Here is a 14632-nt window from a genome sequence, read left to right as displayed (position 1 = left end):
GACCCCGCCGATCCCGCCCCGGCCAACGCCCTGCCGAGCAGCTCCCCTGCCAAGTCTTCGGCCGTGAACACCGCACCCGAGCGCCCCACCATCCGGGTTGCCCTCGTGGATGATCAGCGGCTGGTTCGCAGCGGTTTCACCATGCTGATCAATTCGCAGCCTGATCTGTTGGTGGTGTGCGAGGCGGGCAACGGCACCGAGGCCGTCGCGGCCCTGCAGACGACCCGCGCCGACGTGGTGCTGATGGACGTCAGAATGCCGGGAATGGACGGCATCGAGGCAACCCGTCGCATCCTGGCGCAGGCATCCTCCGACCCCACCGCTGAGGAACGGAGCGGCCCGAAGATCGTGGTGCTGACCACCTTCGATCTGGACGAGTACGCACTCGCAGCCATCCAGGCCGGTGCCAGCGGGTTTCTGCTCAAGGACGCACCACCCGAGGAGCTGCTCGAGGCGATCCGCACCGTGTACCGGGGGGACGCTGTGATCGCGCCGTCCACCACCCGACGGCTGCTGGATCATGTCGCCCCGATGCTGCGCCGTTCCTCCCCCGCGACGGGAGCCAACGCCGATGCGGTGAGGTCGTTGACCGCGCGTGAGCGGGAGGTCTTCGAACTGATCGCCCGTGGGCTCTCCAACCCGGAAATTGCGCGCAGTCTCTACCTTTCCGAGGCGACGGTGAAGACCCATGTGGGCCATATCCTCGCGAAGCTTCAGGCCAGGGACCGCGTGCAGGCGGTTCTGATTGCCTACGAAACGTCAGTGGTGCAGCCCTAGCCCGGGTTCGGCCGCACTCATCCCGCCTTTCCCGCTACCTCATCCCGCGGGATGAGACAGACCCTCGGCGAGACCGGCCCCCAGGCTGATCCGTTGCAGGGACCGCAGCCCTAGCGTTGAAGTATGACAACTTCTGCAAACACTGCCGACCACCCGTCGACGTCGTCCAGCACTGAGGAACCCTCCGGTCCAGGACCCGCTGCGTCAGCCGACTCCCTCTCCAAGACCTACGGACGCGCGGATACCCGTGTGCATGCGCTGAAGGAGGTCAGTGTGACCTTCGAACGGGCCAGGTTCACCGCAATCATGGGACCGTCCGGATCGGGCAAGTCCACCCTGATGCACTGCCTGGCGGGCCTGGACACCGCCGACTCCGGCCGCGTGTGGATCGGCGGAACCGAGATCACGGGACTGAGCGACAACGAGTTGACCCGCCTGCGCCGCGACCGGATCGGTTTCGTCTTCCAGGCCTACAACCTGATCCCCACGCTCACCGCCGAGCAGAACATCACGCTGCCGGTGGCGCTCGCCGGCGGCACCGTCGATGCCGACTGGCTGGCCCAGATCTGCACCACCCTCGGACTAACCGACCGGCTCATCCACCGGCCACATGAGCTGTCCGGCGGCCAGCAGCAGCGCGTGGCAGTGGCCCGGGCGCTGCTGACCCGCCCGGACGTCCTGTTCGGTGATGAACCCACCGGTAACCTTGACTCGCGCTCCGGCGCTGAGGTGCTCTCGCTGCTGCGCCGCAGCACCCGGGAAATGGGGCAGAGCATCATCATGGTGACCCACGACCCCGTCGCCGCGTCCTACGCCGACAGCATCCTGTTGATGAACGACGGTGAACTGGTGGGCCAACTGGACCGCAGCACCCCTGACGTCATCTCCAAGGCACTCGCCGGACTGGGAGCGTAGGCCGTGCTGCAGGTTGCGCTTGCCCAGGTCCGGATGCACGCCCGGCGGTTCGTCGCGGTAGGGCTGGCAGTCATGCTCGGCGTCGGGTTTCTCTCGGCGACCCTGATGGTCTCCGGGACCACCCAGGCCTCCCTTCAGCAAAGCCTCGGAGCCACCTACGCCAAAGCCGACCTGGTGGTCTCCCTCGATGAAGGCGCTGGGTCAGCTGTAGAAACCGAGCAACTCCTCTCAGGTATCGACGGCGTCGCCGCCGTGCATGCCGCACAGCGAACCATCTCCACCCTGAGTCTTCCGACGGGGCCGGCGGACGTCTTCGTCCTGAGCACCGCCCCTGACAGACTTCAGGCCTCAACGCTCGCTGACGGCCACCTGCCAGTCGATGGCACAGGCATCACCATCGACGAGACGGCGGCTTCCCAGTTGGGATTGGGCGTCGGTGACAGCCTCTCGCTGGAGCAGACCCAGTACTCACCCGACGGCGAACCGTTGCCCCCGAAGAGCGTGGCCGTCACGCTGACGGGGATCACCGAGAATTCAGCCGATCCCTACCTCGCCGGGTTGCCCCACGTGTACGCCACGCCGGACCTCGTGGAGTCCCTCAGTATTTCCTCTCCCGGCGAGGCTCCGCCCCAGGCCACCACTGCCCAGCTGGCTCTCGACGGTTCGGCCGCCGTGGAGGACGTAAGGGATGAGACGGCGGCAGCCCTTTCAGCCGCCGGAGTGTCCGCCGAGGTCCGCACCAGTGCCGAGCAGGTGACGGCCGACGTCGCAGCCCTCTCCGGGGGCACCGACCAGCTGACGGTCATCCTGCTGGCGTTCGCCGTCGTCGCCATACTGGTCACCGTGTTGGTCATCGCCAACACCTTCTCGGTGCTCGTGGCCCAGCGGACCCGTGACCTGGCGTTGCTGCGCTGCATCGGTGCCTCGCGGGCACAGATTCGCCGCTCGGTCCTGATCGAGGCAGGCATCGTTGGCCTGGTGTCGTCAGTGCTGGGCGTACTGCTGGCCGCCAGCGTGATGTGGGCACTGGTCAGCCTTGCCGCCGCGCAGGACAGCACCGAGTTCGCTACCCTGGCCATTCCGACGTCGTCGGTCCTGGTCGGGCTCATCGTTGGCGTGGTGATGACCCTGGTGGCCGCATTCGTGCCGGCCCGCGCTGCCACCGCCGTCGCACCGCTCGAAGCGCTGCGCCCGGCGGAGGATGCCACGACTGAAACCCGGAGGGGCAAGGTGCGCCTGGTCCTCGGACTGGTGCTGGTCCTGCTCGGTGCAGGGCTGCTCGGGGTGGGTGCGGCGTCGTCGGCGCTGGTGATCGCGCTACCGGGCGGAGTGCTGTCCTTCGTGGGTGTGCTGCTGTGCGCGTCACTGTTTCTCCCCGCCCTGGTGACCGCCGTCGGGAAGCTCGCCACTCCCCTGGGCGTCCCGGGTCGGCTCGCCGCGATCAACGCAGTCCGCAATCCCGCCCGGACCACTGCCACCGCTAGCGCGCTGCTGGTGGGAGTCACCCTGGTCACCATGATGATGGCCGGCGCGCAAACTTCACGGGCGGCTTTCGAGGCCGAGTTGGGAGCCAACTATCCGGTGGACCTTGCCGTCCAGCAGGTGGGAAACGCCGCCGCGGCTGACACTGCTGTGACGACTGTTGAACGGCTGGAGGGAGTCGATGCGGCGCTGGCCCTGTCAGTCGCCGCTGTTTCCGACGACGCGGCCGGTGCGATGCCGGTGTACGCGATCTCCCCCGACGAAGCCGAAGCGGTCCTGCGCAGTGAGGATCTCGTGCTGGTTGACGACGTGGTGTTCATGCCCCAGGACTCCGGGCTCACCGAGGTGACGCTGGCGGGGGCGGATGGTCCGGTGACCCTGCCGGTCCAGGAGGTGCAGACCCAGATCTTCGTGCCAACGATCACCACCGCAACGGCCGCGGAGCTGGGCACAGCACCCCTGCCCGGTGTCACGGCACTCGGTGACGAGACAGGCATCGTGTGGATGAAACTCGACGACTCGCTCGATGCTGCGGGAGTGACCGGGCTACGGTCGGACATCGTCGAGGCGCTCAACGTCTCGGAGTACCAGGTCAACGGCGCAGCGATCGAACGGGTGTCCTTCAACCAGATCATCGACGTCATCCTGCTGGTGGTGACGGCACTGCTCGCTGTCGCTGTCCTGATCGCGTTGATCGGCGTGGCCAACACGCTCTCCCTCTCGGTGCTCGAACGCACCCGCGAGTCGTCACTGCTGCGGGCCCTCGGGCTCACCCGGGCGCAACTGCGCGGGATGCTGGCCGTCGAGGCGGTGCTGATCGCCGGTGTCGCGGCGGCCTTCGGTTGCCTGCTGGGCGTGGTTTACGGGTGGCTTGGCGTGCAGTCGGCGCTGGGGGCAATCACGCCGGTCACACCGTCCATCCCGTGGGTGCAGTTACTAGGTGTGCTCGCGGTGGCGGTCATTGCGGCGCTGTTGGCCTCGGTGCTGCCAGCCCGCCGGGCAGCCCGGCTATCGCCGGTGGAGGGGCTCGCCACCGCATAAACCAGCGTCCCCCGGCGCGGAACCTGCGAAGATGGAAGTCATTATTCGCAGGTTCCGCTCGAAAGGCTCAATCCATGTCACACTCTCCGACACCGCGCAGCAACTCCAACCCAGCGGATTCCAGCAGGCTATCGGCCTACCTGGATGACCATCTGGTAGCTGCCGCGTCGGGAGTGAAGCTCTTCTCCACCGCTCAGGAATCGTGGCGCGGCACCAAACACGAGCAAACCTTCGCTTCGCTGACCCAGGAGATCGCCGCCGACCGGAAAGAACTGGCACAGATCATCAGTTCCCTCGGCTACACCCCGAGCAAGGTCAAGATGGTCATTGCCCAGGTCGGCGCGCAGCTCAGCAAGGTCAATCCGCTCAACCTCCGCCGCTCGGACAAGGGCAGCGGAGCCCAGCTGGAGTTGGAAGCCCTGCAGAGCGCGGTCCGCGGCAAGGAATGCATGTGGGAGACCCTTGACGCGCTGACCGAGTCAGGATCAACCGCGCTGGACTCCGAGCAACTCCGGCGGCTTACCGATCGCGCCCGCAAGCAGCAGGAGCAGCTGGCCCACATCATGCGTGAGACAGCACCCGAGCGGTTCCTCTCGGGCGACCACTAGGGCCCGGGATTTGCCCTAGCCTTCGGCCGGCTCCTCATACTTCGGGAAGATGGGCGACGGCGCCGGCAGGGCCGTTCCGGCAACCAAGGGAGTCCCGATGGCGCTGAACTGACGCGCGGCGTCGTCGGGCCCGGTGCCCTGACCCAGGGCGGTGAGCAGCCGTCCGGCGCCAACAGGCATCACCGGCTGCGCGAGGATCGAAACGATCCGCAGCACCTCCAGCGTCACGTACAGCACCGTGTTCATCCGTTCGGTGTCGGTCTTCCGGAGCACCCAGGGCTGCTGGTCGGCGAAGTAGGCGTTGGTGTCGCCCAGCACGCCCCAGATCAGTTCCAGCGCGCGGGAGAACTCCTGGCGGTCGAATGCAGCGCGGGCAGCCTCAAGCAACCGGCCGGCCTGAGCCAGGATGGCCTCGTCGGCTGGCGCGAACGACGACGGCGCTGGCACCTGCGCGTCGCAGTTCTTCGCGACCATCGACAGGGACCGCTGGGCCAGGTTGCCCAGGTTATTCGCCAGGTCGGAATTCATGCGGCCCACGATTGCCTCGTGGCTGTAGGAACCGTCGGCGCCGAAGGGCACCTCGCGGAGCAGGAAGAACCGGACCTGGTCGAGACCGTACTGGTTCACCCAGTCTCTGGGCGCCACGGTGTTGCCCAGGGACTTGGACATCTTGACGCCCTTGTTGAACAGGAAGCCGTGGATCATGATCCGCTTCGGCAGCTCAAGCCCGGCTGACATCAGGAACGCCGGCCAGTAGATCGCGTGGAACCGTGAGATGTCCTTGCCGATCACATGGACGTCGGCCGGCCAGAACTTCCTGAACCGCTCCGACTCGACATCGGGGAACCCGACGCCGGTGAGGTAGTTGGTGAGGGCATCCACCCACACGTACATCACGTGGTCCTTGTTTCCGGGGACGGGAACCCCCCAGTCGAAGGTGGTCCGGCTGATCGACAGGTCCTCCAGGCCGCGCTTGACGAAGCTGATCACTTCGTTGAACCGTGACTGGGGCGCGCCGAACTCGGGCTGGTCCGAGTACAGGGCGAGGAGCTTGTCCTGGTAGGCGGACAGCCGGAAGAAGTAGCTTTCTTCCTCGGTCCAGGTCACCTCGGTGTCAGTCTCCGTGGCGTAGCGGATGCCGTCCTCGCGGACGTCGGTGTCGTCGTCGCTGTAGAAAGCCTCGTCCCGCACCGAGTACCAGCCGGCGTACTTGTCCAGGTAGATGTCTCCCCGGGCTTCCATCAGCTTCCAGATCTCCGTCGCCGCCGCGTAGTGGTCGGCGTCGGTGGTGCGGATGAACCGGTTGTAGGAGCTGCCGACGTCGTCGTTCATGGCCTGGAACGCCTGGGCGTTGCGGGTGGCCAGATCGCGGACCGGGATGCCCTCCTTGTCGGCGGTCTGCTGCATCTTCAGTCCGTGCTCGTCAGTGCCGGTCAGGAACATGACGTCGTAGCCATCGAGCCGCTTGAACCGGGCCAGCGCGTCGGTGGCGATCGCCTCGTAGGCATGACCGATGTGCGGTGTCCCGTTGGGGTACGAGATGGCGGTGGTGAGGTAGTACGCGGGCAGCTGCTCTGTGGATGTCACCTAAAGAAATTACCCTGTTTTCTGCCCGGTTGTCGCTTCGTGACCGGGCAGCCCGCTGGTAGCGTCCCTGACATGGTCCTTATCCAGCACGAGGCGGAGGAACTGGTTGCCGCCGTCCGGGAACGGTTGCAGTCGGTGGCAGACCCACTGAAGGCGCCCCGGATGCAGGCGTACATGAAGTCGGAGATGCCCTACCTGGGGGTGCAGTCCCAGCCTCTCAGGGTGGCCTGCCGTGAGGTGTTCGCCGGGCATCCTCTCCCTGACCGGCCGCAGTGGGAGTGGGCGGTCCGGCACCTGTGGGATGAAGCCTCCCACCGGGAGGAACGCTATGCCGCGATCGCGCTGATGAGTCACCGCCTCTACGGCACCTACCAGGACATGCAGACGCTGGCCCTGTACCGGCATCTGGTGGAGACTGGCGCGTGGTGGGATTTCATCGACGTCATCGCGAGCCACGGCGTGGGCCCGATCCTGCGGGCGAACCCCCAGGATGTGACGCCGCTGATGAGGTCCTGGGGCCGCGACGGTCACCTCTGGGTGCGCCGCACGGCGATCCTGTGCCAGCTCTCCAGCAAGAACGCCACCGACACCGATCTCCTGGCCGACGTCGTCGGAGAAAATCTGGCCGACAGCCGGTACGGCAACGAATTCTTTATCCGCAAGGCGATCGGGTGGGCTCTCAGGGAGTACGCGAAGACCGACCCTGACTGGGTGCTGGATTTCGTTCGACGCAATGAAAGGGGCCTCTCACCGCTGTCACGGCGAGAGGCCCTCAAACACCTGGATGGCTAGCTCCGCAGCGTCAACTAGCTCTGCAGGTCCACTTCGCGGGCCACCGTGGCGCCGATCGCTTCCTTCACGGCGTCGAGGACATCCTGAGGCACTGAGCTGTCGACGGTCAGCAGGGACAGGGCCTGGCCGCCCTCGGTGTTGCGGGCCACCTGCATTCCCGCGATGTTGATCTCCCGCTCGCCCAGCAACCTGCCCAGAGTGCCAATGACACCGGGACGGTCCTGGTACAGCAGCACCAGCAGGTGCTCGCTGATCGGGATCTCGAGGTCGTACCCGTTGACTCCCACCAGCTTCTCGATCTGCTTCGGACCGGTCAGGGTGCCAGCCACCGAGATTTGCGAACCGTCGGAGAGCGCGCCGCGGATGGTGAGCACGTTGCGGTACTCCTCCGATTCGGGCGTCGTGACCAGCCGGGTGTTGATGCCGCGCTGTTCGGCGAGGACCGGCGCGTTCACGTAGGACACCTGCTCGGAGACAATGTCGGTGAAGACCCCCTTGAGGGCGGCGAGCTCAAGCGCCTTCACATCGAGGGACGCAATCTCGCCGGCCACTTCCACCTCGATCTGGGTGAGTGAATCGTGGGTCAGCGCGGTGAAAATCCGGCCAAGCTTCTCGATCAGCGGAATGCCGGGGCGCACCTCGGGGGCGATGACGCCGCCGGCGACGTTCACGGCGTCGGGGACCAGTTCACCGGCGAGTGCGAGCCGCACCGATTTGGCGACCGAAACCCCTGCCTTTTCCTGGGCCTCATCAGTGGAGGCGCCAAGGTGTGGGGTGACCACCACGTTGTCGAGGGTGAAGAACGGCAGATCGGTGCTGGGTTCCGTGACGAACACGTCGACGCCGGCCCCGGCGATCTCGTTCGCCTGGAGGGCCGCGAAGAGTGCTGCCTCATCGACCAGTCCCCCGCGTGCCACGTTGACCACGTAGGCAGAGGGCTTCATCTTCTGGAAGGCCGCCTCGCCGAGCATGCCGATCGTTTCGGGCGTCTTGGGCATGTGGATGGTGATGAAATCGGACTGTTCCAGCAGTTCATCAAGAGTGACCAGCTGGACTCCGAGCTGGGCGGCGCGCGCCGAGGTGATGTACGGGTCATAGGCAAGGATTTCGGTATCGAAACCCTGCAGGCGGGCGGCGACGAGTGCGCCGATCCGGCCGAGGCCGATGATGCCGACCTTCTTTTCGTACAGTTCGATGCCCGAATACTTGGAGCGCTTCCATTCGCCGCCCTTGAGCGCGGCGCTGGCCTGCGGGATGTGGCGGGCGAGGCTGAGGATGTGGCCGACGGTCAGTTCGGCGGCGGAGATGATGTTGGATGTCGGGGCGTTGACCACCATCACCCCGGCCTGGGTGGCAGCCTTGATGTCGACGTTGTCCAGACCCACCCCGGCGCGGGCAATGACCTTCAGCTTCGGTGCGGCGGCGATGGCCTCAGCGTCCACCTGGGTGGCGGAGCGCACCAGGATGGCGTCGACGTCGGCAATCGCGGCGAGCAGCTGGCCGCGGTCCGAGCCGTCAGTCTGCCGGATCTCAAAATCGGGGCCGAGGGCCTCGATTGTGGCAGGGGAAAGCTCCTCGGCAAGGAGAACTACGGGTTTGCTGGTCACGGGTGTGATCCTTCGCTGCTGTGCTGGGTGTGAATGAGTGAATTCGTGGCGGTGTGGCCAGTCTATTGGGGCGCTGCCTCTGGGCCGCTTTGTTACCGGCGATGCCCGGACAGCACTCGGCCAGGACGCCTGAGCGCCCTGGCCGAGTGCAGCTGCCGGATCACCAGCGGGGCTGGCCTAGCGGGCTACCGAACCCTCGTTGTAGTCGTCATTCGTCTTGATCCAGGAGAAGAGCTTCCGCAGTTCGCGGCCGGTGGCCTCGATGGGGTGGTCCTCGCCCTTCTTGCGGAGTTCGGCGAATTCCTTGCCGCCGTTGTCCTGGTCGTCGATGAAGCGCTTCGCGAAGGCACCGTTCTGGATGTCCGCGAGGACAGCCTTCATGTTTTCCTTCACCGACGCGTCGATGACCCGGGGGCCCGAAACGTAGTCGCCGTACTCGGCGGTGTCGGAGACGCTCCAGCGCTGCTTGGCGATGCCACCCTCGACCATCAGGTCGACGATCAGCTTGAGCTCGTGGAGCACCTCGAAGTAGGCGACCTCGGGCTTGTAACCGGCCTCGGTCAAGGTTTCGAAGCCGTACTGGATGAGCTGTGACGCGCCACCGCAGAGGACTGCCTGCTCGCCGAAGAGGTCGGTTTCGGTCTCCTCGGTGAAGGTGGTCTCGATGACCCCGGCGCGGGTGCCGCCGATGGCCTTGGCGTAGGACAGCGCCAGTTCACGCGCCTTGCCGGAGGGGTTCTGCTCGACGGCGATCAGGTCGGGAACACCCCTGCCTGCCTCGAACTCGCGGCGCACAATGTGGCCCGGACCCTTGGGCGCCACCAGTGCGACGTCGACGTCGGCGGGTGCCTTGATGTAGCCGTAACGGATGTTGAAGCCGTGACCGAAGAACAGGGCGTCGCCGGCCTGGAGGTTCGGGGCAATGTCCTCCGCATACACGTGGCGCTGTACCTGGTCGGGAGTGAGCACCATGATGAGGTCGGCCTCGGCGGTGGCGTCGGCGACGTTCAGGACGCGCAGACCCTCGGCCTCGGCCTTGGCACGGGACTTCGAGCCCTCCTTCAAGCCAACGCGGACATCGACGCCGGAATCGCGGAGGCTCAGCGCATGTGCGTGGCCCTGGCTGCCGTAGCCGATGACGGCCACGGTGCGGCCCTGGATGATTGAAAGGTCGGCGTCGTCGTCGTAGAACAACTCAGTCACTTGTTTATCTCCTGTGTGTTTTCTTGCTGGAGTCCAGCTGTGGTCTTGGTGGAACTGCCCTGGAGGTCCCGGGCGCTGTCTTTCTAGGCGCTGCGGAGGGCGCGGTCGCTCATGGACTTCGCTCCGCGGCCAACGGCAAGGGTTCCGGACTGAACAATTTCGCGAATCCCGAAGGGCTCGAGCACTGACAGAAGCGCGGTGAGCTTCTCGGCGGTACCCGTGGCTTCGATGATGAGGGCGTCGGTCGAGACGTCCACCACCGATGCCCTGAACAAATCGGCTGCCTGGGTTACCTGCAGCCGGGTTGCGGCGTCCGCCCGCACCTTGACCAGGATGTGGTCGCGTTGCACGGAGGACTCGGGAATCAGCTCAACAATCTTGATCACGTTGATGAGCTTGTTCAGTTGCTTGGTGACCTGTTCGAGCAGGTCACCCTCGGCTTCAACCACCACCGTGATCCGGGACATGCCCTGGACCTCGGTGGGGCCGACCGCCAAAGAGTTGATGTTGAACGCGCGGCGCGCAAAGAGGCTGGCGACGCGGGTCAGGACGCCTGGAACATCCTCGACCAGAACTGAAAGCGTGTGACGGGCCATCTTAATCCTCCTGCTCCCAGTCCGGGGTCATGTTGCGGGCAATCTGGATGAGGTCGTTGCTGACTCCTGAGGGGACCATCGGCCACACCATTGAGTCGCGGCTGACCACGAAGTCAATGACGACGGGGCGGTCGTTGATCTCCAACGCCTGGGCGATGGTCGAGTCGATGTCCTCGTCGCGTTCGCACCGCAGTCCGGCACACCCGTAGGCGTCAGCGAGCTTCACGAAGTCGGGCACCCTGACGGTGTCGTGACCGGTGTTCAGGTCGGTGTTGGAGTACCTGCCCTCGTAGAACAGGGTCTGCCACTGGCGGACCATCCCGAGGGAGGAGTTGTTGATCACTGCCACCTTGATCGGGATGTTGTTGATGACGCAGGTGGCCAGTTCCTGGTTGGTCATCTGGAAGCAGCCGTCGCCGTCAATCGCCCAGACCACCCGGTCCGGGTTGCCCACCTTGGCGCCCATGGCGGCGGGCACCGCGTATCCCATCGTGCCCAGTCCCCCGGAGTTCAGCCAGGCGTGGGGGCGCTCGTACTTGATGAACTGGGCGGCCCACATCTGGTGCTGGCCAACGCCGGCGGCGTAGACACCCTCGGGTCCGGTCATTTCGCCGATCCGCTTGATCACGTGCTGCGGTGCCGAGAGACCGTCGTCGGGTTGGGTGTAGCCCATCGGATAGGTTTCGCGGAGCCGGTTGATCATGGTCCACCAGGCCTCGAGGTTCGGGGCTCCGGTGGCGGCGAACTGCTCCCGCAGTGCGTTGGTGAGCTCGGGCATGATCTCCTTGACCGACCCCACGATGGGGACATCGGCCGTGCGGTTCTTGGAGATTTCTGCCGGGTCGATGTCTGCGTGGATCACCTTGGCGCCGGGGGCGAAGGTGGACAGGACACCGGTGACGCGGTCGTCGAACCGGGCGCCGAGGGTGATGAGCAGGTCCGACTGCTGCAGTGCGGTCACCGCTGACACGGAGCCGTGCATCCCGGGCATGCCGACGTGCTGTTTGTGGGAATCGGGGAACACGCCGCGCGCCATCAGGGTTGTGACTACCGGCGCACCAACCAGTTCGGCCAGTTCCTTCAGCTCGGCGGCGGCGTGGGCCTTGATGACTCCGCCACCCACGTACAGCACAGGCCGTTGGGATTCGCCGATCAGCCGTGCGGCTTCACGGACCTGCTTGGAGTGTCCGCGGACCACCGTCTTGTAGCCGGGCAGGTCGATCCGGGGAGGCCAGGAGAACATCGTGGTGGCCTGCTGGGCGTCCTTGGAGATATCCACCAGCACCGGACCGGGCCGGCCGGTGGATGCAATGTGGAAGGCCTCGGCGATGACGCGAGGGATGTCGGCTGCTTTGGTGACCAGGTAGGAGTGCTTGGTGATCGGCATGGTGATGCCGACGATGTCCGCCTCCTGGAAGGCGTCCGATCCGATCACTGCACTGTTGACCTGACCGGTGATGATCACCATCGGGACCGAGTCCATGTGGGCGTCGGCGATCGCCGTGACGAGGTTGGTGGCTCCGGGTCCGGAGGTGACGATGCAGACGCCCGGTCGGCCGGTCACCATGGCGTACCCCTGGGCTGCGTGCCCGGCGCCCTGTTCGTGCCGGACCAGGATGTGCCTGAGCTTTTTGGAAGCTAGCAGCGGGTCGTAGGTCGGGAGGATGGCACCGCCTGGAAGACCGAAGATGTCGTCGACGCCGAGTTCCTCGAGTGAACGCACGATCGCAGCGGATCCGAGCATCTCGGTGGGTGGAACAACAGTGTTGGGCCCACGGACGGCAGTCGGCTGGACGGCCTGCACTGCGTCACGGGGCTGGCTGCGCGCCGGAGCCGCCGGAGCGGTTGGTTTGGCCATCAGCGAGGGGCTGGAGGGCGATCCCTTGGACATTGGTGACTTCCTTGATGAATCGGTACTGCACGTGTACTTCGGGTGTCGTGCGCTTTGTGTCCGGTGGGAACAAAAAAACCCCTCAGCCTGGTTGGCTCCGTGAGGGGTTGCGCGTGACGTAGTACTACCAGTCGGGCTTTAGGCCACGCGCTTGGTAAGAAGGACTACTACGGAATCGTGTTGCATATCTGTAGTTTCCACTCACCCTCAGGGGGTGTCAAACGGCACCCTCTGCCGTCTCACTATGTGGACACACCGTCCAGTTAGTGGACACTAACTGATGTTGTCGGTGGACCGTCGGGGGTCGGATTTCCCCGTCGAGAAGTGGGCTCTGGTGGGTTCAGGGGTCCTGGACCCACCAGAGTTCACGGTTCGGCGGTTAGCCGCAGTAAGCACCCTCGGAGGCCGAGTGCACCAGCTTCGCGTACTTGGCCAGCACGCCCTTGGTGTAGATCGCTGGCAGGGGCTCCCAGCCCACCTTGCGGCTTTCCAGCTCGGCCTCGTCAACCAGTAGGTCGAAGCTCTTGTTGGGGATGTCGACCCGGATCCGGTCGCCGTCCTTCACGAACGCGATCGGCCCGCCGTCGACGGCTTCGGGAGCGACGTGTCCAATGCACAGGCCGGTGGTGCCTCCGGAGAAGCGTCCGTCGGTCAGCAGCAGCACATCCTTGCCGAGGCCTGCACCCTTGATCGCGCCGGTGATGGCGAGCATCTCGCGCATTCCCGGGCCGCCCTTGGGGCCCTCGTAGCGGATGACGACGACGTCGCCGGCTTTGACCTCGCCGTCGGCGAGCGCCTTCAGGGCTCCCTGCTCCCGCTCGAACACGCGGGCGGTTCCTTCGAACACCTCGGCGTCGAAGCCTGCGGTCTTGACGACGGCGCCCTCGGGTGCCAGCGATCCCTTGACGATGGTGATGCCGCCGCTGGCGTGGATGGGGTTGTCCAGCGCTCGGAGGATCTTGCCGTCGAGGTCCGGCGGGTTGATCGAGGCCAGGTTCTCGGCGAGCGTCTTGCCGGTGACGGTCATGACGTCGCCATGCAGCAGCCCGGCGTCGAGCAGGGCGCGCATGATGACGGGAACGCCGCCTACCTTGTCGACGTCGGTCATGACGTAGCGGCCGAACGGCTTGAGGTCCCCGAGGTGCGGGATCTTGTCGCCGATGCGGTTGAAGTCGTCGAGGGTCAGTTCCACCTCGGCCTCGCGGGCGATGGCGAGCAGGTGAAGTACGGCGTTGGTCGAACCGCCGAAGGCCATGGTGACGGCAATCGCGTTCTCGAACGCCTTGCGGGTCATGATGTCGCGCGCGGTGATGCCCAGGCGCAGCAGGTTGACGACCGCCTCACCGGATTTGCGGGCGAACTCGTCGCGGCGGCGGTCGGCCGACGGCGGGGCCGCCGAGCCGGGTAGTGACATGCCGAGCGCTTCGCCGATGCAGGCCATGGTGTTGGCCGTGTACATGCCACCGCAGGCTCCTTCGCCGGGGCAGACAGCCTTCTCGATGCGGGTGAGGTCTTCCTCGCTCATCTTGCCGGCGGCACAGGCACCCACCGCCTCGAACGCGTCGATCAGCGTCACTTCGCGTTCGGTGCCGTCCTCAAGCTTCACCCAGCCCGGCATGATCGATCCGCCGTAGAGGAAGACGCTGGCAAGATTCAGCCGTGCCGCTGCCATCAGCATGCCGGGCAGCGACTTGTCGCACCCTGCGAGCAGCACTGACCCGTCGATCCGTTCGGCTTCCATGACCGTTTCCACCGAATCGGCGATCACTTCCCGCGAGACCAGCGAGAAATGCATCCCGGAGTGTCCCATGGAGATGCCGTCGGAGACGGAGATGGTGCCGAACTGCATGGGGAATCCGCCGCCGGCATGCACGCCTTCCTTGGCGCTCTGCGCAAGCCGGTTCAGGGACAGGTTGCAGGGGGTAATTTCGTTCCACGAACTCGCGACGCCAATCTGCGGCTTGGCAAAATCGTCGTCGCCCATACCGACGGCCCGGAGCATTCCACGGGCCGGAGCCCGCTCAAATCCATCGGTGACGGCCCGGCTTCGCGGCTTGATATCAGGGGTAGTTTCCACGCTCATGGGTGAAAGTCTAGGCGTAAGCGGTTTCACATGTTCGCCATGTGACCGGC

Annotated in this window: 11 protein-coding genes; 5 read left to right on the top strand and 6 right to left on the bottom strand. The window is 65.6% G+C overall.

Annotated features, from left to right (window positions below; genetic code table 11):
* Positions 1–63: 63 nt before the first annotated feature.
* From HMI57_RS02475 to HMI57_RS02460, 4 genes are all read left to right on the top strand, one after another.
* Positions 64–777, top strand: a complete 714-nt coding sequence (locus HMI57_RS02475; protein WP_171584296.1) for a response regulator — start codon at positions 64–66, stop codon at positions 775–777.
* 123 nt (positions 778–900) lie between these two features.
* Positions 901–1692: an ABC transporter ATP-binding protein gene (locus tag HMI57_RS02470; protein WP_171584295.1), complete on the top strand. Its 792-nt coding sequence runs from the start codon at positions 901–903 to the stop codon at positions 1690–1692.
* A 3-nt stretch (positions 1693–1695) separates the two neighbouring features.
* Positions 1696–4215, top strand: coding sequence for an FtsX-like permease family protein (locus HMI57_RS02465; protein ID WP_171584294.1), 2520 nt, complete (start codon positions 1696–1698; stop codon positions 4213–4215).
* 74 nt (positions 4216–4289) lie between these two features.
* Entirely contained in the window at positions 4290–4823 is a 534-nt protein-coding gene (locus HMI57_RS02460; RefSeq protein ID WP_171584293.1) for a hypothetical protein, read from the top strand.
* Positions 4824–4838: 15 nt separating this feature from the next.
* Here HMI57_RS02460 and metG read toward each other — a convergent pair whose 3' ends face one another.
* Positions 4839–6410, bottom strand: coding sequence for a methionine--tRNA ligase (metG, locus tag HMI57_RS02455; RefSeq protein WP_171584292.1), 1572 nt, complete (start codon positions 6408–6410; stop codon positions 4839–4841).
* A 72-nt stretch (positions 6411–6482) separates the two neighbouring features.
* Between metG and HMI57_RS02450 the strand changes: the two genes are divergently transcribed.
* Positions 6483–7202, top strand: coding sequence for a DNA alkylation repair protein (locus tag HMI57_RS02450; protein WP_171584291.1), 720 nt, complete (start codon positions 6483–6485; stop codon positions 7200–7202).
* Between the two features lie 14 nt (positions 7203–7216).
* Here HMI57_RS02450 and serA read toward each other — a convergent pair whose 3' ends face one another.
* The 5 genes from serA to ilvD form a co-directional block, all read right to left on the bottom strand.
* Positions 7217–8809, bottom strand: a complete 1593-nt coding sequence (serA, locus tag HMI57_RS02445) for a phosphoglycerate dehydrogenase (RefSeq protein ID WP_171584290.1) — start codon at positions 8807–8809, stop codon at positions 7217–7219.
* A gap of 177 nt (positions 8810–8986) precedes the next feature.
* Positions 8987–10012 (bottom strand): ketol-acid reductoisomerase, encoded by a 1026-nt coding sequence (ilvC, locus tag HMI57_RS02440; RefSeq protein ID WP_171584289.1) that lies wholly within the window; start codon positions 10010–10012, stop codon positions 8987–8989.
* An 83-nt stretch (positions 10013–10095) separates the two neighbouring features.
* Positions 10096–10608 (bottom strand): acetolactate synthase small subunit, encoded by a 513-nt coding sequence (gene ilvN, locus HMI57_RS02435; protein WP_171584288.1) that lies wholly within the window; start codon positions 10606–10608, stop codon positions 10096–10098.
* 1 nt (position 10609) lies between these two features.
* Positions 10610–12499: an acetolactate synthase large subunit gene (locus HMI57_RS02430; RefSeq protein ID WP_171584287.1), complete on the bottom strand. Its 1890-nt coding sequence runs from the start codon at positions 12497–12499 to the stop codon at positions 10610–10612.
* Positions 12500–12878: 379 nt separating this feature from the next.
* Complete coding sequence (gene ilvD / locus HMI57_RS02425) at positions 12879–14582, bottom strand: dihydroxy-acid dehydratase (RefSeq protein WP_171584286.1); 1704 nt, start codon at positions 14580–14582, stop codon at positions 12879–12881.
* Positions 14583–14632 lie beyond the last annotated feature (50 nt).

Source organism: Arthrobacter sp. 260, assembly GCF_013116745.1.
GTDB lineage: Bacteria > Actinomycetota > Actinomycetes > Actinomycetales > Micrococcaceae > Arthrobacter_D.
The sequence above is the reverse complement of the archived record's forward strand: the minus strand, read 5'-3'. Positions and strand labels throughout refer to the sequence as shown.